The organism is Nocardioides glacieisoli, from assembly GCF_004137245.1.
Lineage (GTDB): Bacteria > Actinomycetota > Actinomycetes > Propionibacteriales > Nocardioidaceae > Nocardioides > Nocardioides glacieisoli.
This window is the reverse complement of record NZ_SDWS01000011.1, coordinates 71,203-97,992: the sequence shown is the minus strand read 5'-3', so window position 1 is coordinate 97,992 and position 26,790 is coordinate 71,203. Positions and strand designations below refer to the sequence as shown.

Below are 26,790 nucleotides of genomic sequence, written 5' to 3'. Positions count from 1 at the left end.
CACCGGCCCGCGCGGGTTAGGGTCGCTCGGTGGCCCTGCGTTCCGTCCTTGCGTCCGTCGTCGTCTGCAGCAGCATCGTCCTCGTCGGAGCCCAGGCGCCCGCGCAGGTGCCGAGCGGCGACTCCGCCCTTGTCGAACGCGGCGTCGAGCGGAGGTCGCTCGACGACCCCGTCAGCTCGGTCCTCGCGATCTCGATCGACGGGCTCAACCCCGACGCGCTGGAGCAGCTCGGTGCTGCTGGCACGCCGAACCTCCACGACCTCATGGCAACCGGCGCCTCCACGCTCAACGCGCGCACCGAGCACGAGAAGACGATCACGCTGCCCAACCACACCGGCATGGTCACCGGACGACGCATCGAGGCCGCGACCGGCGGACACGGCGTGACCTGGAACGACGACCGCCGGCGCCCGGCGACGGTGCAGGCCGCCGCCGGCCGGCGCATCGAGTCGGTCTTCACCTCGATCCACGACGCCGGCGGCAACACCGCCCTGTTCGCCAGCAAGACGAAGTTCACGCTGTGGAAGCGCAGCTGGCCGCTCAGCATCGACACGACGCGCATCCGCCTGGACAACGCCGTGCTGACCCGGTCCGTGCGCCGCGACCTCGTCGACCACACCCGCGCCTTCCGCTTCGTGCACCTCTCCCTGCCCGACGCCGTGGGACACGACAAGGGCTTCATGTCGAAGGCCTACCTGCGCGCCGTCCAGCGCGTCGACGCCCTCGTCGGTGAGATCGTCGGCGCCGTGCGCTCCGACCCCGTGCGCGCCGGCAGCACCGCGATCATCCTCACCAGCGACCACGGCGGCCGGGGCGCGGACCACTCCGACGCCACCAAGCTGGCCAACTACCGCGTCGCCTTCATGGTGGCCGGCCCGGGCGTGGCGGCGGGCGCGGACCTCTACGACCTCAACGCCGACGACTACCGCGACCCCGGCACCCGGCGTACGACGTACCGCGCGTCGGTCCAGCCGATCCGCAACGGCGACCTGGCCAACCTCGCGCTCGACCTGCTCGACCTCGACGCGGTCCCCGGAAGTGAGCACAACTCCGCGCTCGATCTGGACGTCTCACTCCCGGACTGACGTACAGTGCCCCCGGTTCCGGACAGTCGGACCGGGTAGTCGAGGGGAACATGACCATGACCAGGCACATCTCGAGGCGGATCGCACCCCTGTGCGCCGCAGTGGCGGTCTCCGTCACGGCAGCGCTCCTCGCCCCACTGTCCGGCAGCGCCGCCGAGCCCGACCCGGTCGCTGCGGCCGCGGTCGGCTGGCCGCCGGCGCCGCCGACCCAGCTCGTCATCGACACCCTCGGCGCACCGATCGGCCGCGAGGACTACGTCCCCGGCACGGTCACCCTCGACGGCGTCGCCCACACCACCGAGGTGCGAGGGCGCGGCAACTCCAGCTGGGGCTGGGCCAAGAAGCCCTACAAGCTCAAGCTCGAGGAGGACGCCGCCCTCGTCGGCGACATCGCGCACGACGAGTGGGTGCTGCTGGCCAACTACGGCGACCGCAGCGGCCTCCGCACGGCCGCCGCGTTCGCGATCGCGGCGCAGACGCGGCTGGCGTGGACGCCCAAGTTCCGCTTCGTCGATGTCGTGCTCAACGGGCAGTCGCAGGGTCTCTACATGCTCACCGAGCAGGTCGAGGAGGGTGGCGGCCGCGTCGACCTCCCGGACGACGGCTACCTGCTGGAGTTCAACAAGCGCTACCTGCGCGACGGCGAGCCGGGCTTCCGCACCAAGCGCGGCTCCGCGATCGCGTTCAAGGACCCCGACGAGGTCACCAAGAAGCAGCGCCGTCAGGTGCGCGGGGCCGTCTCGCGCTTCGAGCGGGTCCTCTACGGCCCGGACTTCGCCGATCCCAAGCTGGGCTACCGGAAGTACGTCGACGTGGCGCGGCTCATCGACTGGTACCTCGTCGAGGAGCTCTTCGCCAACCAAGACTCCAACTTCCAGTCGAGCGTGAACTTCAGCTGGATCCCCGGCAAGCGGTTCGTGTTCGGGCCGGTGTGGGACTTCGACCTCAGCGCCGGCACGAAGTGGAAGGGTTCGACTGCCGCCGAGGGGTGGTACACCCGGACCGGGAAGAGCTGGATCTCCCGGATGCTGCAGGACCCGGCCTTCTCCAAGCGCGTCAAGAAGCGCTGGCAGGCCCTGCGACCGACGGTCGACGCGGTCCTCGCCCAGCTGCCGCAGGCCGCGGCCACGCTCGCGCCGTCGGGAGAGAAGGACTGGGACCAGTGGCACGCCGGTGACGCCGACCTCGAGTGGACCCGTCACGCGCGCAGCCGCAACGGTGAGGTGGCGTTCGTCGCCAACTGGCTGGGCAAGCGGGCCGAGTGGCTGAGCCGCAACGAGGTGCGCCTGGGAGACATCCGGATGAAGTCGCCCGAGCGTGTGCGGACGGTGTGGTTCCCCGTCGACCTGCAGGACCCGAAGACCACCCCCGTCGACGTGGGCTGGTCCGTCGTGGGTCTGAGCGCCGAGGCGGGCGTCGACTTCGTCGCCGAGGAGGGCGGGTTCACCTTCGCACCGGGCGAGGTGCGCCACTACATCCCGGTGCGCATCCTCGACGACGACGTGACCGAGGGTCGCGAGCTGATCGCGGTCGTCCTGCGCAACGTCTCGTCCGACGTGGTGATCGGCTCCCCCACCCTCGGGGTCGTCGCGATCGACGCCAACAAGCGCTGACGCCTCACCTCGCCCTGGCCGCCTCCCGCGGGAGCGGCCAGGGGTTGAACCGGCAGCCGCCCGTTCCCTTGGACTGCTGCATCATCACTGGCGCCTTGCTGCCCCGCTGCGGGCACGTCGCGTGCCCGAGCCCGAGCCAGTGGCCGGTCTCGTGGTTGACGACCAGGTGGCGGTAGTCGCGCGTCGTCCTGCCCGAGCGGTTCCAGGCGACGGAGGCGTTGCGCCAGCGGTACTGGTTGATGATGACGTAGCGCCCCACCCGGCACGACCACTGCGCCGAGCAGCTCGACGAGAAGCTCGGCACCGCGCCCGCCGACGCGAGCACCAGCGTGAAGTCGCCACCGCGCCGCACCCGACGGAACTCGATGCCCGCTGCCCGCCATCCGCGCGGGTCGTCGTACGTCTCCTGCGCCTGTCGGCGGAAGACCTCCATCGAGGCAGTGACCTTGCCGCGGGTGATGACGGAGTACGTCACCACGCGACGCTCGGCGCGCTCGGCAACGCCTGCCTCGGCCGGCGTCGTGAGGGCCGGCGCCAACGCAGCCAGCAGGACGAGGACTGTCGCCACGCGGAACATGTGGCCGAGCCTAGGGCCGGGATCTCAGTTGAGGCGGGCGTACTGCACCGACAGCGCCGTCGCGATGCTCAACCACGCGGCGTACGGCACCAGCAGGACACCCGCCCAGGGCAGCGACCGCGCGACCAGCGCCACCAGGACCCAGGTGAGCGCTGCCGCCAGCGCGAGGGCGACGGTGGCGGCGCCGATGCGGTGCGGGACGTAGAACAGCCACGCCCAGGCGAGGGCGGCGACGACCGATGCGCCCAGCACCGTCGTGACCGGCCAGACGGCCTCCGCCGCGGACGAGCGGGTGAACCAGGCGCCGACCGCGAAGAGTGCGAGGAAGTTGAGGGGCCACATGATCCCGAAGACCACGTCCGGCGGCTGGAACGACGGCTTCGCCAGGCCGGAGTACCAGTCCGGGTCGTGGGCGGTCCAGACGCTCGACAGGCCTGCGTAGACCGCGACGAGGACGACCCACACCACGGTGGCCGCCCAGCCGCCACTCACGCCGTGCCTCCGATGCGCTCGCGCAGCAGAGTGCCGAGACGCTCCACCGAGCCGCCCAGGGTGTCGAGCTCGTCGGCGCGCACGACGGGGTGCACTCCCTCGTCGGTGCGCGCCAGGACCACCGGCGCACCGCACTCGGCCACCGCGTCGCGCACGTCGGGAGGCATCTCGTTGAGGTGGACCAGGTCCACGGGTGTCCCGAGCCCCTCGACCATCCGGTCCCACTCCGGCTTGCGCCGGACCGTGCCGTGCGTGATGTCGCACAGCGAGCAGTGGCGGGTGCCGCGCACCTTGCCCCAGACGTACGCCGCCTCGCCGAGCAGGCCGCCGTCGGCGTCGTACACCCCGATCAGTCCGGTGATGGTGCGGTCGTCCATGCGGCTCTCCTGACGGGTGGCGCGGGGGTGGGTACGACGTTAGTCGGGGGCTGGTGCTGGATCAGATCTGGCGAGATGGGTTCGCGTCACCGACGTCATGGGTGGCGGTCGTCCTGACAACCACCGCCTACGACGTTGTCGGGAGCATCCGGACCTGCCGATCAGCGGATGCCTCCGTCAGTGCTTCCGCGACCGAGCTTTGTAGGCATCGACAGCGTCTTGTAGTGCGCCGGGTGGAAGCGCGAACTGCTGATCACTGTCAGGTACCTGGCCAAGTAGCGACAGGACCGAGTCGATCTGAGAGAGCAGGTTCCCGCGGCGACGCTCGACCAGCGCTGCACCTTCGGGAGTGAGATCGAAACGCAGCTCAGCCATCACCAGCACGAGCCCACTGCCCTGCAGTTTCCCGAGCGCCCCGTCGACTTCGGCATCGAGCAGGAGCGCATGGTTGAGTCCGTCACCGGCCGCGACAATGTCCGTCAGCGAGCAGGGACGTGTCGAGACAGCGATGGCCGTCAACACCCACGCATCGGCGAAGACCCAACCGCGCTCACTGCCCGTCATGAAGGAGTCCTCGCATCGGGGCGCCCTCATCCGCCGCGATCAGTGCGTCATGTCGTGGTTCGAGCATGGCTGTGCCCCCGCCATCGTGAGGACTGGCGGGGTGCGGGCGGGGTCATCGTCGACGGGGTCGCGGGATGCCGGGTGGGCCGGGGTCGGGTCCGTTGATCGGGGTGGTTCCGGTGGTGTCGCGGCGGTAGTGGTGGCCGTGGGGGCTGGTCCACTCGTACGCACCGGGTCCGGTGACGCGGTAGCGCCAGGCGGTGTGGGTCTTGAGGCGGTGGTGGAACCGGCAGAGGGCAGCGAGGTTGCTCGACTGCGTCGGCCCGGGTTGTGGTCGGCCTTCTGCGTCGGCGTCGTGGTCATAGGAGATGACGTGGTCGATGTCGCAACCGCGGGCGGGTCGGGTGCACCACGGGAACACGCACGTTTGGTCCCGGAGAGCCACTTGGTCGCGGATCCGGTCGGGGATGTCGTACCCGGGTGCGCTCAGGTGGGCGTTGAGGTCGATGACGGGCTTGATCGTGATCTTGGTCCGGGAGTCGCGGCACCAGGACTTCAGCTGGTCGAGCAGGACGAGCCGCTGGCGTTCTTCCAGCCGGCCGGTCGGCCCGAACACGGACTGCTCGCCGGCAGCCGTCGTGTTGGTGGTGGCGTCGAAGTGGGCGTGGAGGACGACCTCGCGGGCGGCGGGGAGGTCGGGTCTCGATACGCCGGCTCGTTCCTCACCGGCTACTCGACCACCGGGAGGTCTTGCTCGTTCCTCCTCCCCGGCTGCTCGATCACCGGAGGAGTTGAAGAGGTCGAGGGCGGTCTGGGTGCGGGCGAGGTCACCGAGGGCCTTAGCCCGGCGTACGTCGAGGGACTCGGCCGAGCCGAGGGCCTTCTGCTCGGCTGCCTTCTGCGCGAGGGCGTGGTTGAGGTCGAGGGCGTCGGCGATGTCGAGCTCGGCCTCGAACCGCATGGTCCCGGCGAAGTGGACGTCCTCGTCGTGCAACGTCGCATGGCGAGGGTCGACCGAGAGGTAGCCGTCCTCCGGATCCGAGGCCGGATCAGGTGCGGCAAGCTCGAACCGCTTGATCGTCTCCACCACCAGCCGGTCCAGCTGCGCAGGACCGATCCGACCCGCAACGGCAGCGACCTGGGCGTCCACGAACGCCGCCGCCTCACGGGTAAGCGAAGGACTGGAGTGGATCGTGACCTCCGCGACCGACCGGGCGCGCCACGCCGGCACTGCGCCGGACTGCACCTGCGACCACAACCGCGGCAGGCGGTGGCGCAGCTCGAGGGCATGACCGATGAGCTTCTTCGCCGAGGTCGAGGAGATGCCGAGAACCGTGCCGAGCTCGGCGATGCAGAACTCCGCGACCAGCGGACACCCCTCGCCCGCGAGAGGCTCCTCGTGGTCAGTGCCCGGGACGGTGAACGCGGCGGCGGAGTGGATCGACTCGGGTGGATGCAGGTCTGCCCACCGGGCAGCGAGGTCCAGCTGACGGGCCGCTTCAGTGTTCTCGAGGTCGCGGGAGGCGCGGATCGAGGCGAGCAGGTCGGAGGCGGTGAGGGCGTCTGCCTCACCTGTCCCGGTTCCCGCCAGCGTGTCGATCATGTGATCGATTATAAATCAAGCTACCGACAACGGGTCGGTGGCGAACTCAAACAGTTGTTGCATCGAGCCTCTTGTTGAGGGCCTGGCCCGGAGTCTGCCACTCGAGGGTCTTGCGGGGTCTGGTGTTCAGGTTGAGTGCGACGGCGTCACAGTCGGTGTCGGTGAGGTCGCGCAGGTCGGCGCCCTTGGGCCAGTACTGACGCAGCAGCCCGTTGGTGTTCTCGTTCGTACCGCGCTGCCACGGCGACTGCGGGTCGCAGAAGTAGATCGGGACACCGGTCTCGGTCTTGAACCGGGCGTGCTGGGCCATCTCCGTGCCGCGGTCCCAGGTGATCGACTTGCGCAGCTCCAACGGCAACGTCGCGATCATCTCGCTCAGCTTCATCCGCGCGATCTCGGCGGTGTGACGTCCCGGCAGGGGTGCGAGGAGCACGAACCGCGACGAGCGCTCGACCAGCGTGATCACCGCGCCCTTGCCCGTCCCGCCGAGGAGCAGGTCGCCCTCCCAGTGACCGGGCACCGCGCGGTCCTCGACCTCAGCAGGCCGCGCGGAGATCCGGATGTCGTCGGTGATCCCGAGCGTGGAGCGCTTCGCGCCACCGGTCTGGGCCTTGCGGCGCTGCCGCTGGGTGCGTAGGTGCGCGGTCAGCTCGCGCTTGAGCTCGCCCTTGGTCTGGACGAACAGCGACTGGTAGATCGTCTCGTGCGACACCCGCATCCTCAGATCGCGTGGGAACAACACCGGCAGCATCGCCGCGATCTGCTCCGGCGACCAGTCAGCCCGCAACAACTCCCACACCTTCTCCCGCAACGGCGCATGGTCCAGGCGCCGCTGCTTGGGCCGGCGGGCCTTGCGTGCGGCCTCGCGCTGCGACCACTTCGCGGAGTACTTCACCCGATACCCACGACCGCCGGCGCGGGCCGTGCGAGCGCGTGCGGACCGTGTCCCGAACGACCCGGCCCGGCGCAGCTCCCTCGAGATCGTCGACGGATGCTTGCCCACCAACGCCGCAATCGTGGCCTGCGGCAGCCCAGCCATGTACGCCCGCTCAATCACCAACCGCTGATCCGCGGTCGACCTCACTCCCGGCATGCGCCGCAACCTCCCACTCACGATCCGGTTGCAACAGCCGATTGAGTTCGCGGGTCGTCAACAGGGCGGTTGCGAAGGTCTCGATACGTCCGCTCGTTCCTCGCGGACTACTCGACCAGCGGGGGGCGGGGGCGGGGGCGATACGACCAGAAAGGCGGGCTACGCCCAGAGCTGACCGTCGAGGCGGTCCTCGGCCTCGTCGACGGTGCCCTCGTAGGCGCCGGTCGAGAGGTACTTCCAGCCGCCGTCGCAGACCACGAAGGCGATGTCAGCCGACTCCCCCGCCTTGACCGCCTTGGCGGCCTGGCCGAGCGCCGCGTGCAGGATCGCGCCGGTGGAGATGCCGGCGAAGATGCCCTCGAGCTCGAGCAGCTCGCGCACCCGGCGTACGGCATCACGGGGGCCGACGGAGAACCGCGAGTCGATGAGGGAGGCGTCGTAGAGCTCGGGCACGAAGCCCTCGTCGAGGTTGCGCAGGCCGTAGACGAGCTCGCCGTAGCGCGGCTCCGCGGCCACGATCTTCACGTCCGGCTTGGCCTCGCGGAAGAACCGCGAGACGCCCATCAGCGTGCCGGTGGTGCCCAGCCCGGCGACGAAGTGCGTGATCGTCGGCAGGTCGGCGAGCAGCTCGGGCCCGGTGGTCTCCTGGTGCGCGAGGGCGTTCGCCTCGTTGCCGTACTGGTAGAGCATCACCCAGTCGGGGTGCTCGCTCGCGACCTGCTTGGCCACGCGCACGGCCTCGTTGGACCCGCCCGCGGCGGGCGAGGAGATGATCTCGGCGCCCCACATCCGCAGCAGCTGGCGCCGCTCCTCCGACGTGTTCTCCGGCATCACGCAGACGATCCGGTAGCCCTTGAGCTTCGCGGCCATCGCCAGCGAGATGCCAGTGTTGCCGCTGGTCGGCTCGAGGATCGTGCAGCCCGGACGCAGCGTGCCGTCGGCCTCGGCCTGCTCGATCATCCTCAGCGCCGGGCGGTCCTTGATGGAGCCGGTCGGGTTGCGGTCCTCGAGCTTGGCCCAGAGGCGTACGTCGGTCCCGTCCGGCTGTCGGCCCGGCGAGAGGCGCGGGACCCCCACCAGCGGCGTGCCGCCGACGGAGGCGAGGAGGTCGTCGTAGCGGGTCATCGGCCCGCGATCACCCGCCGGCGACGGCGGGGAGCACGACGACCTGGTCGCCGTCGCTGAGCGGGGCCTCGAGGCCGCCGATGAAGCGGACGTCCTCGTCGTTGACGTAGACGTTGACGAAGCGGCGCAGGTCGACCGAGCCGTCCTTGTCCTCCACGAGGCGGCCCTTGATGCCGGGGTGGTTGCCCTCGAGGTCGTCGATCAGCTCGGACAGGCTGCCGCCCGTGCCCTCGACGGACTTCGCTCCGTCGGTGTAGGTGCGCAGGATGGTGGGGATCCGGACCTCGATGGCCATCAGGGGGTGCTCTTCTCTGTAGGCGTGATCGTGACCTCTTCCTCGGTCACGGCTCCGTCGATGATTCTGTAGGACCTGAACTCCACCGGGCCCGGGCTATTCCCGTGATCGCGTGTGCTGACGAGCACGTAGTGGGCGTTCGGCTCGCTCGCCAGCCCGATGTCGGTGCGGCTGGGGTAGGCCTCGGTGGCGGTGTGGGAGTGGTAGACGACGACCGGTTCCTCGTCGCGGGCGTCCATGTCCTTGTAGAGCGCCAGCAGCTCGGTCGAGTCGAACTCGTAGAACGTCGGGCTGCCCGCGGCGTTGACCATCGGGACGAACCGCTCGGCGCGGTCGCTGCCCTCGGGACCCGCCACGACGCCGCACGCCTCGTCGGGGTGGTCGCGCTTGGCGTGCGCCACGATGGCGTCGTAGGTCTCCTGGGCGAGGGTCAGCACCGGACCAGCCTAGGCAGGCCCTCGATGCGGCCGGCACACGTCTCACCGCCTAGCCTGACGCGGAGTACCTTGACGTCGAGAGAAACGGGGAAGTCGATGTCGTCGCCACAGGCCCAGGCGCCGCTCACCCGCCGCGGGATCCCCCTCGAGCGCGACCTCCGGGTCCTGGCGCTGGGCTCCTTCGCGAACCGGTTCGGCGCCGGTGCCGTCATGACGACCAGCGCCCTCTACTTCACCCGGCAGGTCGGCTTCTCGGCCGCCGAGGTGGCGCTGGCGCTGTCGGCGGCCGCGATCGTCGGCATCGTCGTGCAGGTCCCCGCCGGCCACCTCGGCGACACCCGCGGCCCGCGCCGCGTGCTCACCATCTGCATGGTGGGGGCGGCGCTCGCCAGCGCACTCCCCGTCCTGGCGCGTACGCCGTGGCAGCTGGCGCTGCTGCTCGGCCTGCTCTCGCTCTTCGAGCGGTCGGCGGGCTCGGTCCAGCAGGGCGTCATCGCGCAGCTCGCCACCGGCGGACGCGGCGTGCTCTTCAAGGCCTACCTGCGGGCGGTCACGAACACCGCGATCGGCCTCGGCTCGGTGTTCGGTGGCGCCGCGCTCGTGATCGACGAGTCCTGGGCCTACATCTCCGTCTTCCTGCTCAACGCCGTCTTCACCGGCTTCGCCGCGTGGAACAGCACCCGCCTGCCCGACCTGCCGGCGTACGTCCGCATCGAGGGCGAGCCGCGCCTGGCCGTGCTGCGGGACTGGCCCTACGTCGTGATCGTCACCATCACCGGCCTCTTCTCGATCCACTTCTTCGTGATGGAGCTCGGCCTCGCGCTCTACATCTCCCAGCGCACTGCGGCACCGCCGGTGATGGTGGCCGTGCTGCTGATCATCAACACCGCCTGCGTCGCGTTCTTCCAGGTCCGCCTGTCGCGCCGGGCGGACTCGGTCGAGGCCGGCGCCCGCGCCCTCGTGCGCGGTGCGGTCTGGATCGCCGCCGGCTTCGCGATCGTGTCCCTCGCCGACCGCGGCGACGCGACGTTCGCGATCGCGGTCCTCGTGGTCGGGTCGCTCGTCCACGTCGTGGGCGAGATGATCGGCTCGGGCGGTCAGTGGGGCCTCCAGATGGGCCTGGCTCCCCACGAGCGGCAGGGCCAGTACCAGGGCTTCGCCGGGCTCGGGTTCAGCGTCATCGCCGTCGTCGGGCCGCCGATCGTCACGCTGCTGTGCGTCGAGATGGGTGAGACCGGGTGGCTCATCCTCGCCGCGATGATGCTGGTGATCGCGGCCGTCTCGGTGCCGGCGTCCCGCTGGGCGCTCGCGTCGCGCGAGCGCTACGGCGTGGTCACCCACTCGGGCTGACTCAGACCCGGATCGCCGCGGGGATCCCGTCGGAGAAGACCTCCGGAGTGTCGGGGAACGACTCCGAGAGCCGGTGCGAGTGGCGCACCGCCGACCACGCGGCCGCGCAGGCGTCGAGCAGGTCGTCCTCGGCGAAGCCGCCCCCGCGGAACCACGGCGGCGCGACGATCCCGTGGGCAGCCAGCGCCTCACGCCGGGCGCGTACGCCGTCTGCGTCCTTCTTGCTCGCCAGCACCGGCGCGCCCGCCATCCGGGCGAAGCTCAGCTCGGGGTGCACCTCGACGACCTCGAGACCGGGTCGCCCGCGCACCCACTCGTCGACCTGCAGGACCTTCTCGCGCAGGGCGTACGCCTGGGCGCTGACGCTGGTGCCGCCGGTGGCGGCGACGTTGGCCGCGCGACCCTCCGCATACGTGGGGGCCTCAAGCGCAGAGCGCGTCGGGGTGGAGAAGATCGAGGAGGCCTTGCCGACCAGCTCGCGACGCGCCTCCGCATCGGCGCGTCGGCCGCTGCTGTCGGGCAGGCCGATGGGGATGTCGATGGCGACCACCACGACGTCGTACGTCTCGCGCACCAGCGCGACCAGCGACGCGATCGTGGCCGCACTGAAGACCGACGTCCGCCGGTCGGGGTCGATCACCACGCCGACCCACCCGCCACGGCAGGCGTCCACGCCGAGCACGGGCGCGTCGGGCGCGAGCACCGGTGCGGGCTCGTCGTCCTCCTGCCCCACAGGCGAGGCGAACCGCGCCTCCCGCTCGTCGCTCGTGGCGGCGTCGATGCGCCACAGCATGAGCTCGCTCATCTCCGGCAGCGAGGACAACGGCCACCAGCGCACGTCGCTCGACTCGTCGTCGGCGACGTGGGCCTCGCCCTCGAGCCAGGTGCAGGCGAAGGTGAGGTCGAGGTAGGCGGCGCGGTCGCCGTTGTCGTAGACGACCTCGGGGTGCACCGACGTTGCGGCGAGGCGGTCGACGCGGACGCGGGTGCCGGTCTCCTCCATCGCCTCGCGCGCCGCGGTGACGGCCGGCTCCTCCCCCGGGTCGGTGATCCCGGTGACCGGCGTCCAGGCGCCGTTGTCGGCGCGCCTGACCAGCAGGACCTCGTCGCCGCGGCGGATCACGGCCGTGACCCCGGGCAGCCACAGCGGGAGGTCGCCCACGAGCCGGCGCAGCTCGAGGATGAAGTCGGGGACCGGACTCACGACGCGCTCATCCGGTGAGTGCCTCGACGACCGTCTCCTGGAGGTAGCCGACCCACTCGTAGATGTCGTGCGCCTGCGCCCGCGGGTCGTCGTCGGGCAGCGAGTGCCAGTAGTCCTCGTCGCCTGCCTCGACCCCGAGCCGGGTCGCCAGCGCCAGCCGGATGTCGGTGAAGGCGCGCATCCACGTCTGGGCCTCGGCGCGGGTCAGCTCGACGTCGATCACGAGCCCCTCCTCGGTCAGCTCGGGCGGCAGCCCGGCGTCCTCGAGGGTGTCGATCAGCAACCCCGACGCCGCGGCCTTGCCGTCGCGGAGACCGGTCTCGGTGAAGCGGCGGAAGTCCGAGGCCGCCTCCTCGTCGTCGGGGTAGGCCGTCGGGAAGAGCCGCGCCAGGACCGGGTCCTCGGGGATCGTGGTCGCGCCGGAGAACTCCGACATCAGGGCCTCGAAGGGATCCGCGGACGGCCCGGGCGGCTCCGCACGCTCGTTGCGGAGGAGCTCGACCATCTGCGAGGCCAGCGACCTCAGGAGATCGGCCTCGAAGCCGCTGAAGGTGGCGATGACACGGTCGGACTTCCGGTGGTGCTCGAACCCGCTCACCTCAGGTGGCCTTCTCCATCGTCGCCCACAACCCGTACTCGTGCATCGCCTGCACGTCGCGCTCCATCTCCTCGCGGGTGCCCGTGGAAACGGCCGACTTGCCCTCGGTGTGCACCTGCAGCATGAGCTTCTCCGCCTTCGCCTTGTCGTAGCCGAAATAGGTCTGGAAGACGTAGGACACGTAGGACATGAGGTTCACCGGATCGTCCCAGACCAGCGTCACCCACGGCTTGGCCAGGAAGGTGATCTCGTCAGGACTGAGGGTCGGCTCGACCTCTACGGGACTGGCGGCTGACACCCACCCATCGTGGCACAGTGTCGGTCGTGACTGGACCATCCCATCCCTCGACGGGGCTCCTCACCGACCACTACGAGCTGACGATGGTGCAGGCCGCCCGGCAGTCGGGCACGGCCGACCGGCGCTCGGTCTTCGAGCTCTTCCCGCGACGGCTGCCGGAGGGGCGCAGGTACGGCGTCGTGGCCGGCGTCGGTCGTGCGCTCGACGCCATCGAGGCGTTCCGCTTCGACGCCGCGGCGATCGCCGCGCTGGACGGCGTGGTCGACCCCGGCATGCTCGACTGGCTCGCGTCCTACCGCTTCACCGGCGACGTCTGGGGGTACGCCGAGGGCGAGGCCTACTTCCCGCACTCGCCGCTCCTGGTCGTCGAGGGCTCGTTCGCCGAGGCGGTGCTGCTCGAGACCGTGCTGCTGTCGATCTACAACCACGACTCCGCGATCGCCTCGGCCGCCTCCCGGATGACCCTGGCCGCGGGCGGACGACCCTGCATCGAGATGGGGTCTCGACGCACGCACGAGCAGGCCGCCGTGGCCGCCGCGCGGGCGGCGTACGTCGCCGGCTTCGACGCCACTAGCAACCTCGCGGCGCGCGCCGCCTACGGCGTGCCGTCCGCCGGGACCGCCGCACACTCCTTCACGCTGCTGCACGACGACGAGGCCGACGCCTTCCGTGCCCAGGTGCAGACGCTGGGTGTCGGCACCACCCTGCTCGTCGACACCTACGACGTCGCCGAGGCCGTGAACCGTGCGGTGGAGGTCGCGGGCACCGGGCTGGGCGCGGTCCGGCTCGACTCCGGCGACCTCGGCATCGTCGCGCGGGACGTCCGGGCGCAGCTCGACTCGCTCGGCGCCACCAGCACCCGGATCGTGGTGACCAGCGACCTCGATGAGCACGCCATCGCCGCGCTCGCGGCCGCGCCGGTCGATGCGTACGGCGTCGGCACCCAGCTGGTGACCGGATCCGGCCACCCGACCTGCGGCTTCGTCTACAAGCTGGTCGCGCGCGAGGGAGACGATGGCGAGCTCGTGTCGGTGGCGAAGAAGTCCACGGACAAGACCTCGGTCGGCGGGCGGAAGTACGCCCTGCGCCGGCTCTCCTCCGGCGGCACCGCGCAGGCCGAGGTCGTCGGGATCGGTGAGCCGCCCGCCGATGACGGCAACGATCGGCCCCTACTGGTCCCGCTCGTGCGTGACGGCGAGGTCGTCGGCCGCACCACCCTCGAGGAGTCCCGCGCCCGCCACCGCGCCTCGCTCGCGGAGCTGCCCCGCGCGGTCACCCAGATGTCCGCCGGTGAGCCGGTGATCCCGACGGTCTTCGAGGGGTCCTGAACCGGCCGGGTGCCGGGGCGGCCGTCTCCCGCCAACCGACGAGTTGGCGCGCCAACTGGTGAGTTGGCGACTTGGGGGCCGGAATCGTCCTGCCGAACCCACCCAAGTCGCCAACTCGCGAGTACTCGTCGGCACAGTTGTCCACAGATCCGTCGGAGGGGGTGTGCCGCGCGCGCTCCGAACTGACGCTGGTCGTCATGGACGCCATCAGCACCGGCCGAGAGTCGCGAGCACCCGCATCGGCACGCCGGGTGACCCGTGGCGCGTACCGGCTGTCCGACGCACCCGACGTACGCATCTCGTCACTGCATGCCTGGCAGCTGGCGCTCCCGCCCGAGGCCGCCTTCACCCACCTCACCGGCGCAGGGATCCACGAGGTCTGGCTCCCTCCGTGTGACGACCTGCCCGTGTGGATATCACTCCCCTACGGAGTGCCACGCCCCGATCGTCCCGGCCTTCGCGTGGTACGTCGCCACATCGGACCCGCACCCGTGATCGTCAACGGCCTGCGCTGCGAGCCCGCGGCGCAGTGCCTCCTGATCGCGGCGCGCGACCTGCACGAGCTCGACCTCACCTGCCTGATCGAGGGCATGCACCACCGGGGCGTGCTGTCCGAGGCCGACGAGGATCGGCTGCTGATCGAGGCATACCCCGGCTCCCCGCGCCTGCGACGCGCGTTCGCCTGGGCGACCGGCGGCTCCGAGAGCATCTGGGAGGTCCTGCTGCGGGTGCTCCACAAGTCGTGCGACGTGGCAGTCCTGGCCCAGCACGAAGTCCGCGACGCCGACGGCGTCTTCGTCGCGCGTGGCGACCTCTGGCTGCTGGGGACCACCCGGCTCCACGAGTTCGACGGGGCGGTGCACCGCGACCAGGAGCAGCACCGCAAGGACCTCAAGCGCGATCGCAGGCTGGGCTCCGCCGGCTGGGAGAGGCGCGGCTACACGTCGTACGACGTCCTGCACCAAGCAGTCTCGATCCTCCGCGACGCTGACGAGGCCCTCGGCCGCCCACACGATCCCACGCGAATCCGGGCCTGGCACGACATCCTGAAGAAGTCACTCTTCTCGCCGGCTGGGCAGGCGCTGCTGCGCGAGCGGATCCGGGCGTCGTTGTGACTCGTCAGTTGGTGGGTTGGGGGCCTCGACGGGCCTCATCTGGCTACCCAAGTCGCCAACTCACGAGTTGGCGCGCCAACTCGTGAGTTGGCGAGACGCCCCGCACCCCCACCGAGCGCTAGCCTCTGAAGATGTCACGCGCACTGATCGTGGTCGACGTCCAGAACGACTTCTGCGAGGGCGGGTCGCTCCCGGTGACCGGTGGTGCGCGCGTGGCCGCCGACATCGGCGAGCTGCTCCACCGCTGGCACTCGAAGGCGGCGGACGGGCCGGAGTACGACGTCGTCGTGGCCACCAAGGACCACCACGTCGACCCGGGGAGCCACTGGTCCCTCAAGCCCGACTTCGCGGAGTCGTGGCCGGTCCACTGCAAGGTCGGCTCCGAGGGCGCGGGCTTCCACCCCAACCTCGACCCCCAGCCCTTCGACGAGGTGTTCTACAAGGGCGAGCACGAGGCGGCGTACTCCGGCTTCGAGGGACGTACGTCGTCGGGCGAGCCGCTCGCCGACTGGTTGCGGGCGAGGAGCGTCGTCGAGGTCGACGTCTGCGGCATCGCGACCGACCACTGCGTGCGGGCGACCGCGCTGGACAGCGCGAGCGAGGGCTTCGCGACGCGGGTCCTGACGGCACTGTGCGCCGGCGTCGCCCCCGACACCACGGCGTCCGCCATCACGGAGATGACGGTCGCCGGCATCGAGATCGCCTGACCGGTCGGGTCAGCACCACTTCTCGCTCAGCACCATTTCTCGACCAGGGTCCGCAGCACCTTGACGGTGCGGGCGGTGCCCTTCCCGAGGGCGTTGAAGTCCTTGGCGGAGAGCACCTTCGAGGTGTGGATGTCGCCCTCGAGCAGGACGTAGGCCGCGCGACCGTCGACGACGACGGTCTCGCCGTCGTGCTCGAGGGCGTGCACTGCGTCCCGGGCAGCGGCCGTCGGCGCCTCCGAGTAGAGGGTGACGTAGTGGTTGCCGACGGGCTGGTGCTCGGCGTGCAGCTCGTCGGCCCGCGCGGTCAGCGCGGCGAGGTCGGCCGTGGTGAAGACGATCGTCGGCACCTCGAAGCCCGCCTCGGCGGCGTACGCCTCCTCCAGCACCGCCTGGACCTTGGCCACGGAGCGCGCGAGGTGCGTCAACCGGACGTTGCCGGTGTTGATGTAGGTCTCGACGTCCGACCCGCCAGCGGACTCGGTCGCCGCCTTGATCGCGTCCTTGGGGAACTTGCGCGTCGCACCGAGGTTGATCGCGCGGAGGAAGGCTACGTAGCGGGGCACGACCCCAGTATCGGCCGAACCTCAGACGTGGGTCAGCGCTTGCACTGGCTCGGCGGGGTGACCAACGGGTCGAAGACGTGCTTCGGAGGCGCGATGCTGTCGTCGTCGGGCGACTCCTTCATCGTCATCGCCCAGTAGCCCACGCGCTTGTCGAGGCTCGCCTTCTGCTCCTTGGGCAGCTTGCTCCACATCCCGGCGACGTCGATGCCGACCTCGATGAGGCGCCCGTGCGGCTCGATGACCGCTACGGCCTCGGTGTCGTAGGGCAACGTGGGGACGGTGGTGAACAGACCCTTCGGCAGGCCAGCGAGCACGTCCTTGAAGCCGAGCGAGACAGTGACGTCCTCACCGTCGGCAGAGACCGCTCGCCCCTCGGTGAGCGCCCACGCCGGGTCGAGCACCCGCGGCAGCGCCCAGGTGTAGTCCTCGTCGCCGGTGATGTCGGCCCAGCAGTCGTTCGCGCTCGGGCCCCACTGCTCGCTGTTGAAGTAGGTGCGGTCGTTGACCACGAGGTAGTCGATCTGCTGGGCATTGCCGTCGAGGACGGTGTCCATCGAGATCTCGCTGTAACCCAGCGCCGGGCTGAAGCGGGTCTCGAGGCTGAGGATGCGCCTGCCCCCCTTGTCAGGGCTCTTGGTCAGCATCTGACCCTGCCACTCGATGATGCCCATCTTGTCGACGGCGCCCACCATGTCGGTCAGCTTCTGCCCCAAGAGCGCTGCTCCCGTGGCCTTCGGCTCCGCGGCCGTTCCCGACCCCCCACACCCGGAGAGCACCATGAGCGCGCCGGCAGCGAGGGCTGCGGCGTGTGCGGCGTTGATGCGACGGGTCACTGGGGGTCCCCTTGGGTGGGTGGTGCCGAGCACGGTGCTCGATTTCGAAGGGTAGGACTCCTCGCAGGAACCTGTCAGACAAACCGAAGATCTCGTCAGGTCGCCATCCAACGCCGGGCGGCCACGACGACCTCCTCGGTCAGCTCGGCGACCAGCGAGGAGCCCAGCCGCCAGTGCTGCCAGAACAGCGCGACCTCGGGCCGGCGCCCGGGCACCAGCTCGACCAGGTCACCCCGGTCGAGCTCGACCGCCACGTCCGACTCGGGCAGCAGCCCCCACCCCATCCCGACCCGGATGGCGCGGTCGAACTCGCGGACCGACGGGAGGTAGGTCACCGGCGGGGCGAGGTGGCGCCGGGTCACCCGGCGGACGAAGTCGTGCTGGAGCGAGTCGTTGCGGTCGAACGCCACCATCGGGGCCTCCGCGAGCGTGGCGGAGCCGACGCCCTCGGCGAAGTGGCGGGCGTGGAACTCGCGCGTCGCGACAGCGGCGTACCGCAGCCGGCCGAGGCGGACGACGCGGCAACCCGGCACCGGCTTGGGCTCCCCCGTGATCGCCGCCATCACCTCGCCGCGGCGCAGTCGCTCGGCGGTGCGCGTGTGGTCCTCGCGGACGACCTCGAACACCACGCGGTGCCGCGTCTGCACCTCGGCGAGGGCGTCGACGAACCAGCCGTAGAGGGCGTCGGCGTTCACGGCGATGGGGAGCGAGGTGTACGACGTCCCCGCGTCGTCCGCCTCCTCGACGAGCTCGGCGACCGCCTCGCGCTCGAGCAGCTCGGTCTGCGTGGCCAGCCGCACCAGGACGAGGCCGGCCTCGGTGGGCTCGAGCGGCTTGACCCGGTGGAGCAGGACGCGACCGATCCGCGTCTCCAACGCCTTGATCCGCTGGCTCACCGCGGACGGCGTGACGTGCAGGTCGCGAGCCGCTGCCTCGAAGGTCCCGAGCCGCACCGCGACCGCCAGTGTGCGCAGGGCCACAGGGTCCAGCTGAGTGATGTCTTTCATAGTTAGACATCCTAATGATTCGTCAGAATAGTTCGCTGGATTGCGGGCCTTGCGCGTCCTACCGTTGACCACATGTTCCAGGTTGCTCTCACCGGTCTTCTCACCGGACTCGCTCTCATCATCGCCGTCGGCGCGCAGAACGCGTTCCTCCTCCGCCAGGGGATCCGCGGCGAACAGGTCCTGCCCATCGTGCTGACCTGCCTGCTCTCCGACGTCGTCGCGATCACCGCCGGCGTGTTCGGCCTCGGCATCGTCCTCGAGCGCTGGCCGTCCGTCCTGCCGGTCGCCCAGGTGCTCGGCGGCGTCTACCTGATCGCCTTCGGCGTGCACGCGGCGATGCGGGCGTGGCGCCCCGGCACGCTCGACGCCGGCGACGGCACGGCGATGACGACCGGCCGCGCGATCATGCTCACGCTGGCCCTGACCTGGCTCAACCCGCACTTCTACCTCGACGCCGTGCTGATGCTCGGCACCGTGGCCAACAGCTTCGGCGCCGACCGCTGGTGGTTCCTCGCGGGCACCCTGGTCGCGAGCGTGCTGTGGTTCTTCGGCCTCGGCTTCGGCGCCCGGCTGCTGCGCGGCATCTTCGCCCGGCCCACCGCCTGGCGGGTCCTCGACTCCGGGATCGCCGTGGTCATGGGCACCCTCGGCGTGGGGCTGCTCGCCCACTGAGTCGGCGCAGTAGCGTCGCGCGCATGTCGAGCGGCCAGCAGCCTGCACCGGGGTGGTACGCCGATCCGTGGCCGAGCCCGCCCGACGGCCTGCGCTGGTGGGACGGCGGGCAGTGGACGTCCGCGACGTCGGTGCCCGGGCAGGGCCCGGCGGACGCGGGCTGGTGGCGTCGCGCCGGCGCGTACCTGATCGACGGCTTCATCGTCGGATCGATCAGCTTCGTCGTCGGCATCCCCGCCCAGGTCGGCCTCCAGCGCGACCTGCAGACCGAGGCCGAGCGGCTCAACGAGTCGGTCGCCGACGGGACCGCGGGCACGGCGTTCGCGGACTACTGGTCAGCAGTCGCCGAGGCGTACCTCGACCGCTGGGTGTGGCTCGCGCTGCTGCCGCTGGTGGCCGCGCTGGCCTACCACGCGGTCCTGCTCCGGACCCGCTCGGCCACGGTCGGCAAGCGTGCCCTGCGGCTGCGGGTGGTCCCGGTCAGCGGCGACGGGCCGCTGTCGTGGTCGGTGGTCGCGAGGCGGCTGGCGACGCAGTTCGGACCGGGCTGGCTGATCTTCCCGGTCGGCCTCGCCAGCGGGTCCTGGACAGGTCTCGTGCTCGTCGGTCTCTTGGGCATGGCGTTCCAGCTGCTCGACCACCTCTGGGCCGCGCGCTCCGACAGGCGTGCCATCCACGACCTGGTCGCCGGGACGCGCGTGCTCCAGGACCCCTGAGGCGTCAGGTCGAGAAGGCCAGTCCCCGCTCGGCGAGCGCCTCGCCGAGCCGGGCGATCGCGATCGGTCCGACGCCGTGCATCGCGGCGAGCTGCTCGGCGGAGTACGCCGTGACGTGCTCGAGCGTGGTGACGCCGACCTCGCGCAGGGCTCGGGTCGCCGGCGCGCCGATGGAGCGGGGCAGCGGCGTGCCGGTCTCCCGCGGCGCCCGGACGCGGGGCTCCGCGAGCCCGGCATCGACGACCGCCTCACCTCGCGGCGAGAGGAGGTAGCCGATCGCCAGCGACTCGGTCAGGCCGAGCTCCTTGAGCTTGCGCACGTCCTTCTTGAAGTCCGCCGTCTCCCGGCCGACCTGGGCGGCGAGCTCGGGGGCGCGTACTCCTCCGTTGAGGTCGATCAGGTCGAGCGTCTCGCGCGTCCACGCGCCCGAGGCCGACGACGCGTCCAGCCGGTCGAGCCGCGCGACGATCGTCGCGATCTCCTCGGCATCCGGCACCGCGGCCCGCAGCGCCTCGCGCGGGTCCGGACCGGCGTACGCCAGGCCGATCCGCCAGGCCGGGTCGCCCGACCGGGCCGACAGCGCCTTCTTCAGCGCGGCCAGCGAAGGCGCACCGGCCCGCTGTGCGTCCTCCGCGCGCAGGCTCGCCACGCTCACCTGCTCGACCGAGGTCACCTCGAGCAGACCCACGCCCGCCCGCATCCGGGTGCCGACCACGACCCGCGGCCTCGCCCAGCGCCGGAAGGCGAGGTCGATCGTGCCGGCCTTGATCGCGGCCAGCTCGGCCGGGCGGATCATCATGCGGCGAGTCTCTCAAACCCCTCGGGAGGTGATCCACCCACATTCTGATCCCGCCGAATGTGGCCTCACCACCGCTCGCGGGAGTGGTGTACGTCGACACGCGGACGAGCGGTGGCCCACCCACACTCCGGACGTGCCAAAGGTGGCTGGACCACCGCTCATCAGAGAGCCGGCGAATGCCTACAGGTTGCCGCGGGCGTCCTGCTCGCGCTCGATGGCCTCGAAGAGCGCCTTGAAGTTGCCCTTGCCGAAGCCGAGGGAGCCGTGGCGCTCGATCAGCTCGAAGAAGACCGTCGGACGGTCGCCGAGCGGCTTGGTGAAGATCTGGAGGAGGTAGCCGTCCTCGTCACGGTCGACCAGGATGCCGCGCTTCTGCAGCTCCTCGATCGGCACGCGGACCTCGCCGATGCGCGCGCGCAGCTCAGGGTCCTCGTAGTAGGAGTCGGGGGTGTTGAGGAACTCCACGCCGTTGGCGCGGAGCGCGTCCACGCTGGCGAGGATGTCGTTGGTGGCAACGGCGAGGTGCTGGGCGCCGGGGCCGTCGTAGAACTCGAGGTACTCGTCGATCTGCGACTTCTTCTTTGCGATCGCCGGCTCGTTGAGCGGGAACTTCACGCGGTGGTTGCCGTTGGCGACGACCTTCGACATCAGCGCGGAGTAGTCGGTGGCGATGTCGTCACCGATGAACTCCGCCATGTTCACGAAGCCCATCACCTTGTTGTAATAGGTGACCCACTCGTCCATCTTGCCGAGCTCGACGTTGCCGACGATGTGGTCGAGGGCCTGGAACAGGCGCTTGGGCTGGCCCTCGCGCTTCTGCCAACGCGGCGCGGCGGTGGCGTAGCCGGGGAGGTAGGGGCCGCCGTAGGTGACCCCGTCGATCGTGCGCTGCACGAGCGTGTGGCGCGTCTCGCCGTAGGTCGCGATCGCCGCGACGCGGACCGAGCCGTGCTCGTCGGTGACGGTCTCCGGGTCGCGCAGCACGGTCGCGCCGGCCTTGCGGGCCTGGGCGATGCACTGGTCCACGTCGGGGACCTCGAGGGCGATGTCGACGACACCGTCGCCGTGCTTGGCGTGGTGGGCGATGAGCGGGCTGTCGGGCGAGACCGCTCCGCTGACGACGAACTTGATCGAGCCCGACTTGAGCACGAACGACTTGTGGTCACGGGTGCCGTTCTCCGGACCGGCGTAGGCGATGAGCTCCATGCCCCACGCGGACGCGTAGTAGTGCGCGGCCTGGGTCGCGTTGCCGACCACGAAGCAGATCGCGTCCCAGCCGGTGACCGGGAAGGGGTCGGCGTCGGCGTCGTACTCCACGAGGCCGACGAGCTGGCGCAGCTGCTCCAGCGAGAGGTCGGCCTTCATCTCGTCCACGGTCAGGGCGCCACCGGTCGAGGCGATGTCAGTCGTCATGCCTCCAGCCTGCCGAAACGGGCGCAAGGTGTGCAACAGTACGACGAAACATTGGGCACATTGCACAGTCATGAGGCGCAGATGGACGCAATCGACAGCAAGCTGATCGAGATCTTCGCCGACGAGCCGCGCCTCGGCGTGCTCGAGGCCAGCCGCCGTCTCGGCATCGCCCGCGGCACGGTGCAGGCCCGTCTCGACAAGCTCGCCACCTCCGGCGTGATCACCGGCTGGGGGCCCGACCTGTCCCCCGAGGCGATCGGCTTCCCGGTGATGGCGTTCCTCACCCTCGAGATCCGGCAGGGCTCAGGCGGGTCGGTCGGCCACGAGGCGGTCGCGGCCCACCTCGCGGCGATCCCCGAGGTGCTCGAGGCCTACACGATCACGGGCGTCGGCGACATGTGGGCGCGGGTGGTGGCCCGGTCCAACGCCGACCTGCAGCGGGTGATCGACCAGGTGCTCACCGAGCCGGGCATCGACCGCTCCACGACGGTGATTGCGCTCGCCACCCAGATCCCGCACCGCGTCGTGCCGCTGGCCCGCGCGGCGGCAATCAGGAGTTGACGATCAGGACGTGAAGATCATGCAGCTGGACGTCGCGTGGGCGACGAGCCGTCCGGCCGCGTCGCTGAGCTGGGCCTGGGCGAGTGCCGTACGCCGGCCACGCTGGATCACCGAGCCCTCGCACGTGAGCAGCCCCGACTCGACGGTCACCGGGCGCAGGAACTTCACGGTGAGGTCGAGCGAGGTGTAGAACTCGCCCACCGCCATCGTGGAGTGGACCGCGCACCCCGCCGCGGTGTCGAGCATCGTCGAGATGACTCCACCGTGCACGCTGCCGAGGGGGTTGTAGTGGAAGCCCGCAGCAGGCATCTCCACCACCACCCGGCCACGTTCGGCCCGCATGTCGGTCATGCCCAGGGTGTCCATGACGGGTGGGTGCGGCATCTCGCCGGCGATCATCGCCTCGAGCTGGCCCAGGCCGTCGAGCTCGAGCAGCCGCGCCACGTCCCCCTGCCCCGGAGTGATCCAGGTGAAGGTGCGGCTCTCGGTGGCGAACGGCTGGGTCTGCGTCATGGACCCAGAGTCGCAGTCCTTGCTGAGTCTGTCAACGAGACCTAGGCTGCGGGGATGACGGTCAGCGCCAGCCCCTCCCCGTCCGCGCTCGCGTGGTCCACCGACAACTGCACGGTGGGGCGCGCGATGGAGGTGCTCGGCGAGCGCTGGACCTTCGTCGTGCTGCGCGAGGTGTTCAACGGCGTACGCCGCTTCGACGACATGCGCCGTCATGCAGGAATCCCGCGCCAGGTCCTCACCGACCGCCTTGCGCTCCTCGTCGACGCCGGCATCCTGCGCCGCGAGCCCTATCGCGAGCCCGGCCAGCGCGAGCGCCACGAGTACCGGCCGACCGACAAGGGCTTCGACCTCTACCCCGTGCTCGTCGCGGTCCGCCACTGGGGAGACCGCTACCTCGCCGACCCGGAGGGCTCGCCGGTGGAGTTCGAGCACGTCGGCTGCGGCGCAGAGGTCGACGTCGTGCTGAGGTGCCGTGACGGCCACGAGGTGACCGGACGGCGTGACGTGGCCACCCGTCCGGGTCCGGGCATCAAGCCGTTCGCCTGAGCGTCACCTGAGCCGCTCGCCGACCTCCCCGGCCGCCGCGATCACCTGCGGGGCCACGACGTCCTCGTCGATCGTGCCGTCGAGGGTGACGATCCCGACGCTCGCGCGCAGCCCATCGACCCCGCGCACGGGCGCGGCCAGGCCACGGGCACCGCTCTGCAGCTCGCCGCTCGTGACGGCGTACGCCGGTTCCTCGACGTCGAGCAGTGCGATGGCCTTGCCGGCCGCCCCCTGCGTCAGCGCGTGGCGGGCGCCGACCCGGTAGGACACGTGGAAGTCGGTCCACGTCGGCTCGACCACCGCCAGGGCCAGCGCCTCGTCGCCGTCGGCCACCGTGAGGTGCGCGGTCGAGCCGAGCGTCTCCGCCAGCGAGCGGAGCACCGGCATCGCGAGGTCGCGCAGGAGCGGCTGCACGGCGCTCGCGAGGTGCAGCACTCCGAGTCCGACGAACAGCCGCGCCCGCGCGTCGCGACGCACGAGCCCGTGCTGCTCGAGCGTGCTGACCAGCCGGTAGACGACCGTACGGTTGACCTGCAGCCGGCTCGACAGCTCGGTGACCGTCAGCCCCTCCGGGCTCTCGGCCAGCACCCGCAGGACACGCAGGCCGCGGTCGAGCGTCTGGGAGGTCTCCGAAGGCACGGGGGGAGCCTAGCGACGAGCCGTCCCGCTAGGAGGACTGCTTCATCGCCCACTCACGGATCCGGTTGATCCGCTCCGCGAGCTGGTCGCCGCTGGCGACCGCGGCGGGCGGGCCGCCGCACTCCTTGCGCAGGGCGGAGTGGGTGATCCCGTGGGCCTGGCCGGTGCGGTGGTGCCAGGCCGCGACGAGCCCGTTGAGCTCGCGCCGCAGCACGCCGAGCTGCTGGTGCGTGCTGAGCTGCTCGACGGAGTCGACGACCCGGTCACCCGTGCCCTCGCTCGTCCGCTTGCGCGCGCGCTCGCTCTGCCGCGAGTGCAGCAGCTCGCGCACCTGGTCGGGCTCGAGCAGGCCGGGGATGCCGAGGAAGTCCATCTCCTCCTCCGAACCCGCGAGCACCTCGCCGGAGTGGCCGAACTGGGCACCCTCGTAGAGCACGTGGTCGAAGGACGCGGTCGAGCCGAGCGCCTCCCACGACATCTCCAGCTCGCCCGAGGCGCCGTCCTCGGCGTTCGCGGCAGCGAGCAGGCCTTCCTCCGCCGCGAAGATGTCGTCCTCGTCGGTGACGCGGCGGCCCAGCACGTGGTCGCGCTGCGCCTCCATGTCGGAGGCGAACTCGAGCAGGTGCGGCACCGACGGCAGGAAGATCGACGCCGTCTCGCCGCGGGATCGGGCGCGCACGAAGCGCCCGACGGCTTGCGCGAAGAAGAGTGGAGTCGACGTCGTGGTCGCCCACACCCCCACAGCCAGGCGGGGCACGTCGACGCCCTCGGACACCATCCGCACCGCGACGAGCCAGCGCTTGTCGCTGTCGGTGAAGGTGGCGATCTTCTTCGACGCGCCCTTCTCGTCGGACAGCACCACGGTCGGCGCCTCGCCGCTGATCTTCTTGAGCAGCGCGGCATAGGCGCGGGCGGTGTCCTGGTCGCTGGCGATGACCATCCCGCCGGCGTCGGGGACGTGACGGCGTACCTCCGAGAGGCGCTTGTCCGCCGCCTGGAGCACGGCCGGGATCCACGACCCCTGCGGGTCGAGGGCCGTACGCAGTGCGTGGGCGTGCATGTCCTTGGTGAGCGGCTCGCCCAGCCGGGCGGCGACCTCGTCACCGGCGCGGGTGCGCCACGTCATCTCGCCGGAGTAGGCCATGAACAGCACGGGCCGTACGACGTGGTCGGCGAGCGCGCGGGCGTAGCCGTAGGTGAAGTCGGCCGTGGAGGTCGGGATGCCGTCCTCGCCGGGCGCGTAGGTGATGAACGGGATCGGGTTGATGTCGGAGCGGAAGGGCGTCCCGGTCAGCGACAGTCGCCTGGTGGCGGGGTCGAAGGCCTCGCGCACACCCTCGCCCCACGACAGCGCGTCGCCGGCGTGGTGGATCTCGTCGAGGATCACCAGGGTCTTGAAGCGCTCGGTGCGGATCCGCATCGCCAGCGGGTTGACCGCGACACCGGCGTAGGTGACCGCGATCCCGACGTAGTCGTCGGACGTCTTGCCCTTGCCTGCGCTGTAGGCCGGATCGATCGGGATGCCGGCGCGTGCTGCCGCCTCGGCCCACTGCGTCTTGAGGTGCTCGGTGGGGGCGACCACGGTGATCCGGTCGACGATCCGGCGGCTCAGCAGGTCGGCGGCGACGGTCAGCGCGAAGGTCGTCTTGCCGGCGCCGGGGGTCGCGACGGCCAGGAAGTCACGCGGCTGGCGTGAGCGGTAGTCGTCGACCGCGGCCTGCTGCCAGGCACGGAGGGAGGGCGCGGTGCCCCAGGCGGCCCGGTCGGGCCACGCGGGGGGCAGGGGCGCGTCGGGGCGCCCCGTCACGCGTCGGGACCCGAGCCGTCCGAGCCGCCGCCGGGCTTCATGGACTCCCACACTTCCTTGCACTCCGGGCACACCGGGAACTTCTCCGGAGCCCGCGAGGGCACCCAGACCTTCCCGCACAGGGCGATCACGGGGGTGCCCATGACCATCGCCTCGGTGAGCTTGTCCTTGGGCACGTAGTGGGAGAACCGCTCGTGATCACCGTCGTCGGTCGGGACGGTCTGACGCTCTTCGATCGTCTGGCTGCCCGGCGAGAATCCGATGGTGCTCATGATGGACAAGCCTAACGCGGGACTCAGTTGAGGTCGGGATCGACGGGCCGGTTCGCGTGCCAGGCGAGCATCCCGGGCTGGCGTCGCATCACGTCGCGCCGCAGGCCGCTCGTGTCACCGCGGAAGGCGTCGCCCGACTCCGAGGTGACGACGTACCAGCTCCCCTCGTCGACCTCGCCGGCGAGCTGGTCGGCCCCCCACCCGGCATAGCCGGCGAAGACCCGCATCGCGCTCAGGGACCCGTCGACGAGCTCGGTCGGGGTGTCGAGGTCGACCATGCCCAGCAGCCCGGCGACCGGACGCCAGCCGACCGGCGCCGCGTCGGCGTCGCGCAGCCGCGCCACGGCGAGCGCGCCGTCGGTGCCGACCGGTCCGCCGCGGAAGAGGACCTCGGGCTCGGCGACGACCTCGCGCCACGGCTCGAGCACGTCGGCGACCAGGACCTGCGACGGCCGGTTGAGCACGACCCCGAGCGCCCCGTCGTCACTGACGTCGAGCAGCAGCACGACCGTGTCCGCGAAGTTGGGGTCCTGGAGTGCCGGTGTCGCGACCAGCAGCATCCCCGACGCAAGCTGCATGCCCTCCACC

The 26,790-nt window shown here is 70.9% G+C and carries 32 protein-coding genes; 10 read left to right on the top strand and 22 right to left on the bottom strand.

Annotated elements, in window-relative coordinates; all coding sequences use genetic code 11:
- Nucleotides 1-29 precede the first annotated feature (29 nt).
- Both EUA06_RS19855 and EUA06_RS19850 read left to right on the top strand, forming a co-directional pair.
- On the top strand, nucleotides 30-1,085 hold the full coding sequence (locus EUA06_RS19855) for an alkaline phosphatase family protein (protein ID WP_129479038.1): 1,056 nt from the start codon (nucleotides 30-32) through the stop codon (nucleotides 1,083-1,085).
- A 56-nt stretch (nucleotides 1,086-1,141) separates the two neighbouring features.
- Nucleotides 1,142-2,698 carry a CotH kinase family protein gene (locus EUA06_RS19850; protein ID WP_129479036.1) on the top strand — a complete coding sequence of 519 codons (1,557 nt, stop codon included), beginning with the start codon at nucleotides 1,142-1,144 and terminating at the stop codon, nucleotides 2,696-2,698.
- Nucleotides 2,699-2,702: 4 nt separating this feature from the next.
- Here the strand turns inward: EUA06_RS19850 and EUA06_RS19845 are convergent, their stop codons facing one another.
- The 9 genes from EUA06_RS19845 to EUA06_RS19810 all read right to left on the bottom strand — a co-directional run bounded on the left by EUA06_RS19845 (nucleotide 2,703) and on the right by EUA06_RS19810 (nucleotide 9,261).
- On the bottom strand, nucleotides 2,703-3,275 hold the full coding sequence (locus tag EUA06_RS19845) for a DUF3152 domain-containing protein (protein WP_129479034.1): 573 nt from the start codon (nucleotides 3,273-3,275) through the stop codon (nucleotides 2,703-2,705).
- Nucleotides 3,276-3,299: 24 nt separating this feature from the next.
- Complete coding sequence (locus EUA06_RS22565; protein ID WP_165354467.1) at nucleotides 3,300-3,767, bottom strand: TspO/MBR family protein; 468 nt, start codon at nucleotides 3,765-3,767, stop codon at nucleotides 3,300-3,302.
- Nucleotides 3,764-4,144, bottom strand: a complete 381-nt coding sequence (locus EUA06_RS22560) for a hypothetical protein (RefSeq protein WP_165354466.1) — start codon at nucleotides 4,142-4,144, stop codon at nucleotides 3,764-3,766. The genes EUA06_RS22565 and EUA06_RS22560 overlap by 4 nt, the downstream gene beginning before the upstream one ends.
- A gap of 177 nt (nucleotides 4,145-4,321) precedes the next feature.
- Entirely contained in the window at nucleotides 4,322-4,708 is a 387-nt protein-coding gene (locus tag EUA06_RS19835) for a hypothetical protein (RefSeq protein ID WP_129479030.1), read from the bottom strand.
- 112 nt (nucleotides 4,709-4,820) lie between these two features.
- On the bottom strand, nucleotides 4,821-6,311 hold the full coding sequence (locus EUA06_RS19830) for an HNH endonuclease signature motif containing protein (RefSeq protein WP_129479028.1): 1,491 nt from the start codon (nucleotides 6,309-6,311) through the stop codon (nucleotides 4,821-4,823).
- Nucleotides 6,312-6,357: 46 nt separating this feature from the next.
- Nucleotides 6,358-7,404 (bottom strand): IS30 family transposase, encoded by a 1,047-nt coding sequence (locus tag EUA06_RS19825; RefSeq protein WP_129479026.1) that lies wholly within the window; start codon nucleotides 7,402-7,404, stop codon nucleotides 6,358-6,360.
- Between the two features lie 159 nt (nucleotides 7,405-7,563).
- Nucleotides 7,564-8,529, bottom strand: a complete 966-nt coding sequence (locus EUA06_RS19820) for a PLP-dependent cysteine synthase family protein (RefSeq protein WP_129479024.1) — start codon at nucleotides 8,527-8,529, stop codon at nucleotides 7,564-7,566.
- Between the two features lie 10 nt (nucleotides 8,530-8,539).
- Complete coding sequence (locus EUA06_RS19815) at nucleotides 8,540-8,824, bottom strand: MoaD/ThiS family protein (RefSeq protein ID WP_129479022.1); 285 nt, start codon at nucleotides 8,822-8,824, stop codon at nucleotides 8,540-8,542.
- Nucleotides 8,824-9,261 (bottom strand): M67 family metallopeptidase, encoded by a 438-nt coding sequence (locus tag EUA06_RS19810; protein ID WP_129479020.1) that lies wholly within the window; start codon nucleotides 9,259-9,261, stop codon nucleotides 8,824-8,826. The genes EUA06_RS19815 and EUA06_RS19810 overlap by 1 nt, the downstream gene beginning before the upstream one ends.
- 96 nt (nucleotides 9,262-9,357) lie before the next feature.
- Here EUA06_RS19810 and EUA06_RS19805 point away from each other — a divergent pair, with 96 nt between their 5' ends.
- A complete protein-coding gene (locus tag EUA06_RS19805; RefSeq protein WP_165354464.1) occupies nucleotides 9,358-10,611 on the top strand; it encodes an MFS transporter in 1,254 nt (417 codons plus the stop codon).
- 1 nt (nucleotide 10,612) lies between these two features.
- On the opposite strand, the gene EUA06_RS22555 is transcribed toward EUA06_RS19805, so the two are convergent.
- Genes EUA06_RS22555 through clpS form a run of 3 tightly spaced genes read right to left on the bottom strand, consistent with a single transcriptional unit; the run spans nucleotide 10,613 to nucleotide 12,711 of the window.
- The gene (locus EUA06_RS22555; RefSeq protein ID WP_165354463.1) at nucleotides 10,613-11,815 is read right to left on the bottom strand and encodes a DUF429 domain-containing protein; all 1,203 of its coding nucleotides are present in this window, start codon (nucleotides 11,813-11,815) and stop codon (nucleotides 10,613-10,615) included.
- A 7-nt stretch (nucleotides 11,816-11,822) separates the two neighbouring features.
- Nucleotides 11,823-12,413 carry a DUF2017 domain-containing protein gene (locus EUA06_RS19795; RefSeq protein ID WP_129479016.1) on the bottom strand — a complete coding sequence of 197 codons (591 nt, stop codon included), beginning with the start codon at nucleotides 12,411-12,413 and terminating at the stop codon, nucleotides 11,823-11,825.
- Between the two features lies 1 nt (nucleotide 12,414).
- On the bottom strand, nucleotides 12,415-12,711 hold the full coding sequence (gene clpS / locus EUA06_RS19790) for an ATP-dependent Clp protease adapter ClpS (protein WP_422879779.1): 297 nt from the start codon (nucleotides 12,709-12,711) through the stop codon (nucleotides 12,415-12,417).
- Between the two features lie 26 nt (nucleotides 12,712-12,737).
- Between clpS and EUA06_RS19785 the strand changes: the two genes are divergently transcribed.
- The 3 genes from EUA06_RS19785 to EUA06_RS19775 all read left to right on the top strand — a co-directional run bounded on the left by EUA06_RS19785 (nucleotide 12,738) and on the right by EUA06_RS19775 (nucleotide 15,861).
- Complete coding sequence (locus EUA06_RS19785; protein WP_277985686.1) at nucleotides 12,738-14,039, top strand: nicotinate phosphoribosyltransferase; 1,302 nt, start codon at nucleotides 12,738-12,740, stop codon at nucleotides 14,037-14,039.
- A gap of 197 nt (nucleotides 14,040-14,236) precedes the next feature.
- Nucleotides 14,237-15,154: a hypothetical protein gene (locus EUA06_RS19780; RefSeq protein WP_129479010.1), complete on the top strand. Its 918-nt coding sequence runs from the start codon at nucleotides 14,237-14,239 to the stop codon at nucleotides 15,152-15,154.
- A 131-nt stretch (nucleotides 15,155-15,285) separates the two neighbouring features.
- Nucleotides 15,286-15,861: an isochorismatase family protein gene (locus EUA06_RS19775; protein WP_129479008.1), complete on the top strand. Its 576-nt coding sequence runs from the start codon at nucleotides 15,286-15,288 to the stop codon at nucleotides 15,859-15,861.
- Nucleotides 15,862-15,887: 26 nt separating this feature from the next.
- Here EUA06_RS19775 and EUA06_RS19770 read toward each other — a convergent pair whose 3' ends face one another.
- From EUA06_RS19770 to EUA06_RS19760, 3 genes are all read right to left on the bottom strand, one after another.
- The gene (locus EUA06_RS19770; RefSeq protein ID WP_129479006.1) at nucleotides 15,888-16,424 is read right to left on the bottom strand and encodes a DUF1697 domain-containing protein; all 537 of its coding nucleotides are present in this window, start codon (nucleotides 16,422-16,424) and stop codon (nucleotides 15,888-15,890) included.
- Nucleotides 16,425-16,456: 32 nt separating this feature from the next.
- Nucleotides 16,457-17,257 (bottom strand): hypothetical protein, encoded by an 801-nt coding sequence (locus EUA06_RS19765; RefSeq protein ID WP_129479004.1) that lies wholly within the window; start codon nucleotides 17,255-17,257, stop codon nucleotides 16,457-16,459.
- Nucleotides 17,258-17,352: 95 nt separating this feature from the next.
- Nucleotides 17,353-18,264 (bottom strand): LysR family transcriptional regulator ArgP, encoded by a 912-nt coding sequence (locus EUA06_RS19760; protein ID WP_129479002.1) that lies wholly within the window; start codon nucleotides 18,262-18,264, stop codon nucleotides 17,353-17,355.
- A gap of 72 nt (nucleotides 18,265-18,336) precedes the next feature.
- On the opposite strand from EUA06_RS19760, the gene EUA06_RS19755 reads away from it, so the two are divergent.
- A complete protein-coding gene (locus EUA06_RS19755) occupies nucleotides 18,337-18,936 on the top strand; it encodes a LysE/ArgO family amino acid transporter (RefSeq protein WP_129479000.1) in 600 nt (199 codons plus the stop codon).
- A 23-nt stretch (nucleotides 18,937-18,959) separates the two neighbouring features.
- Entirely contained in the window at nucleotides 18,960-19,652 is a 693-nt protein-coding gene (locus EUA06_RS19750) for an RDD family protein (RefSeq protein ID WP_129478998.1), read from the top strand.
- A gap of 4 nt (nucleotides 19,653-19,656) precedes the next feature.
- Here the strand turns inward: EUA06_RS19750 and EUA06_RS19745 are convergent, their stop codons facing one another.
- Together EUA06_RS19745 and hppD are read right to left on the bottom strand one after the other, a co-directional pair.
- Nucleotides 19,657-20,451 (bottom strand): hypothetical protein, encoded by a 795-nt coding sequence (locus EUA06_RS19745; RefSeq protein ID WP_129478996.1) that lies wholly within the window; start codon nucleotides 20,449-20,451, stop codon nucleotides 19,657-19,659.
- Between the two features lie 180 nt (nucleotides 20,452-20,631).
- Nucleotides 20,632-21,864, bottom strand: coding sequence for a 4-hydroxyphenylpyruvate dioxygenase (hppD, locus tag EUA06_RS19740; RefSeq protein WP_129478994.1), 1,233 nt, complete (start codon nucleotides 21,862-21,864; stop codon nucleotides 20,632-20,634).
- An 81-nt stretch (nucleotides 21,865-21,945) separates the two neighbouring features.
- Between hppD and EUA06_RS19735 the strand changes: the two genes are divergently transcribed.
- Nucleotides 21,946-22,425: an Lrp/AsnC family transcriptional regulator gene (locus EUA06_RS19735; RefSeq protein WP_129478992.1), complete on the top strand. Its 480-nt coding sequence runs from the start codon at nucleotides 21,946-21,948 to the stop codon at nucleotides 22,423-22,425.
- Nucleotides 22,426-22,428: 3 nt separating this feature from the next.
- Here EUA06_RS19735 and EUA06_RS19730 read toward each other — a convergent pair whose 3' ends face one another.
- Nucleotides 22,429-22,938 carry a PaaI family thioesterase gene (locus tag EUA06_RS19730; protein WP_129478990.1) on the bottom strand — a complete coding sequence of 170 codons (510 nt, stop codon included), beginning with the start codon at nucleotides 22,936-22,938 and terminating at the stop codon, nucleotides 22,429-22,431.
- 54 nt (nucleotides 22,939-22,992) lie between these two features.
- Between EUA06_RS19730 and EUA06_RS19725 the strand changes: the two genes are divergently transcribed.
- Entirely contained in the window at nucleotides 22,993-23,484 is a 492-nt protein-coding gene (locus EUA06_RS19725; protein ID WP_129478988.1) for a winged helix-turn-helix transcriptional regulator, read from the top strand.
- Nucleotides 23,485-23,487: 3 nt separating this feature from the next.
- On the opposite strand, the gene EUA06_RS19720 is transcribed toward EUA06_RS19725, so the two are convergent.
- The 4 genes from EUA06_RS19720 to EUA06_RS19705 are packed head-to-tail and all read right to left on the bottom strand — an operon-like array spanning nucleotide 23,488 to nucleotide 26,780.
- Nucleotides 23,488-24,123: an IclR family transcriptional regulator gene (locus tag EUA06_RS19720; protein ID WP_129478986.1), complete on the bottom strand. Its 636-nt coding sequence runs from the start codon at nucleotides 24,121-24,123 to the stop codon at nucleotides 23,488-23,490.
- Between the two features lie 28 nt (nucleotides 24,124-24,151).
- Nucleotides 24,152-25,930, bottom strand: coding sequence for a DEAD/DEAH box helicase (locus tag EUA06_RS19715; protein ID WP_129478984.1), 1,779 nt, complete (start codon nucleotides 25,928-25,930; stop codon nucleotides 24,152-24,154).
- A complete protein-coding gene (locus EUA06_RS19710; protein WP_129478983.1) occupies nucleotides 25,927-26,202 on the bottom strand; it encodes a DUF3039 domain-containing protein in 276 nt (91 codons plus the stop codon). The genes EUA06_RS19715 and EUA06_RS19710 overlap by 4 nt, the downstream gene beginning before the upstream one ends.
- 23 nt (nucleotides 26,203-26,225) lie before the next feature.
- On the bottom strand, nucleotides 26,226-26,780 hold the full coding sequence (locus tag EUA06_RS19705; RefSeq protein ID WP_129478981.1) for a YqgE/AlgH family protein: 555 nt from the start codon (nucleotides 26,778-26,780) through the stop codon (nucleotides 26,226-26,228).
- Nucleotides 26,781-26,790: the final 10 nt, after the last annotated feature.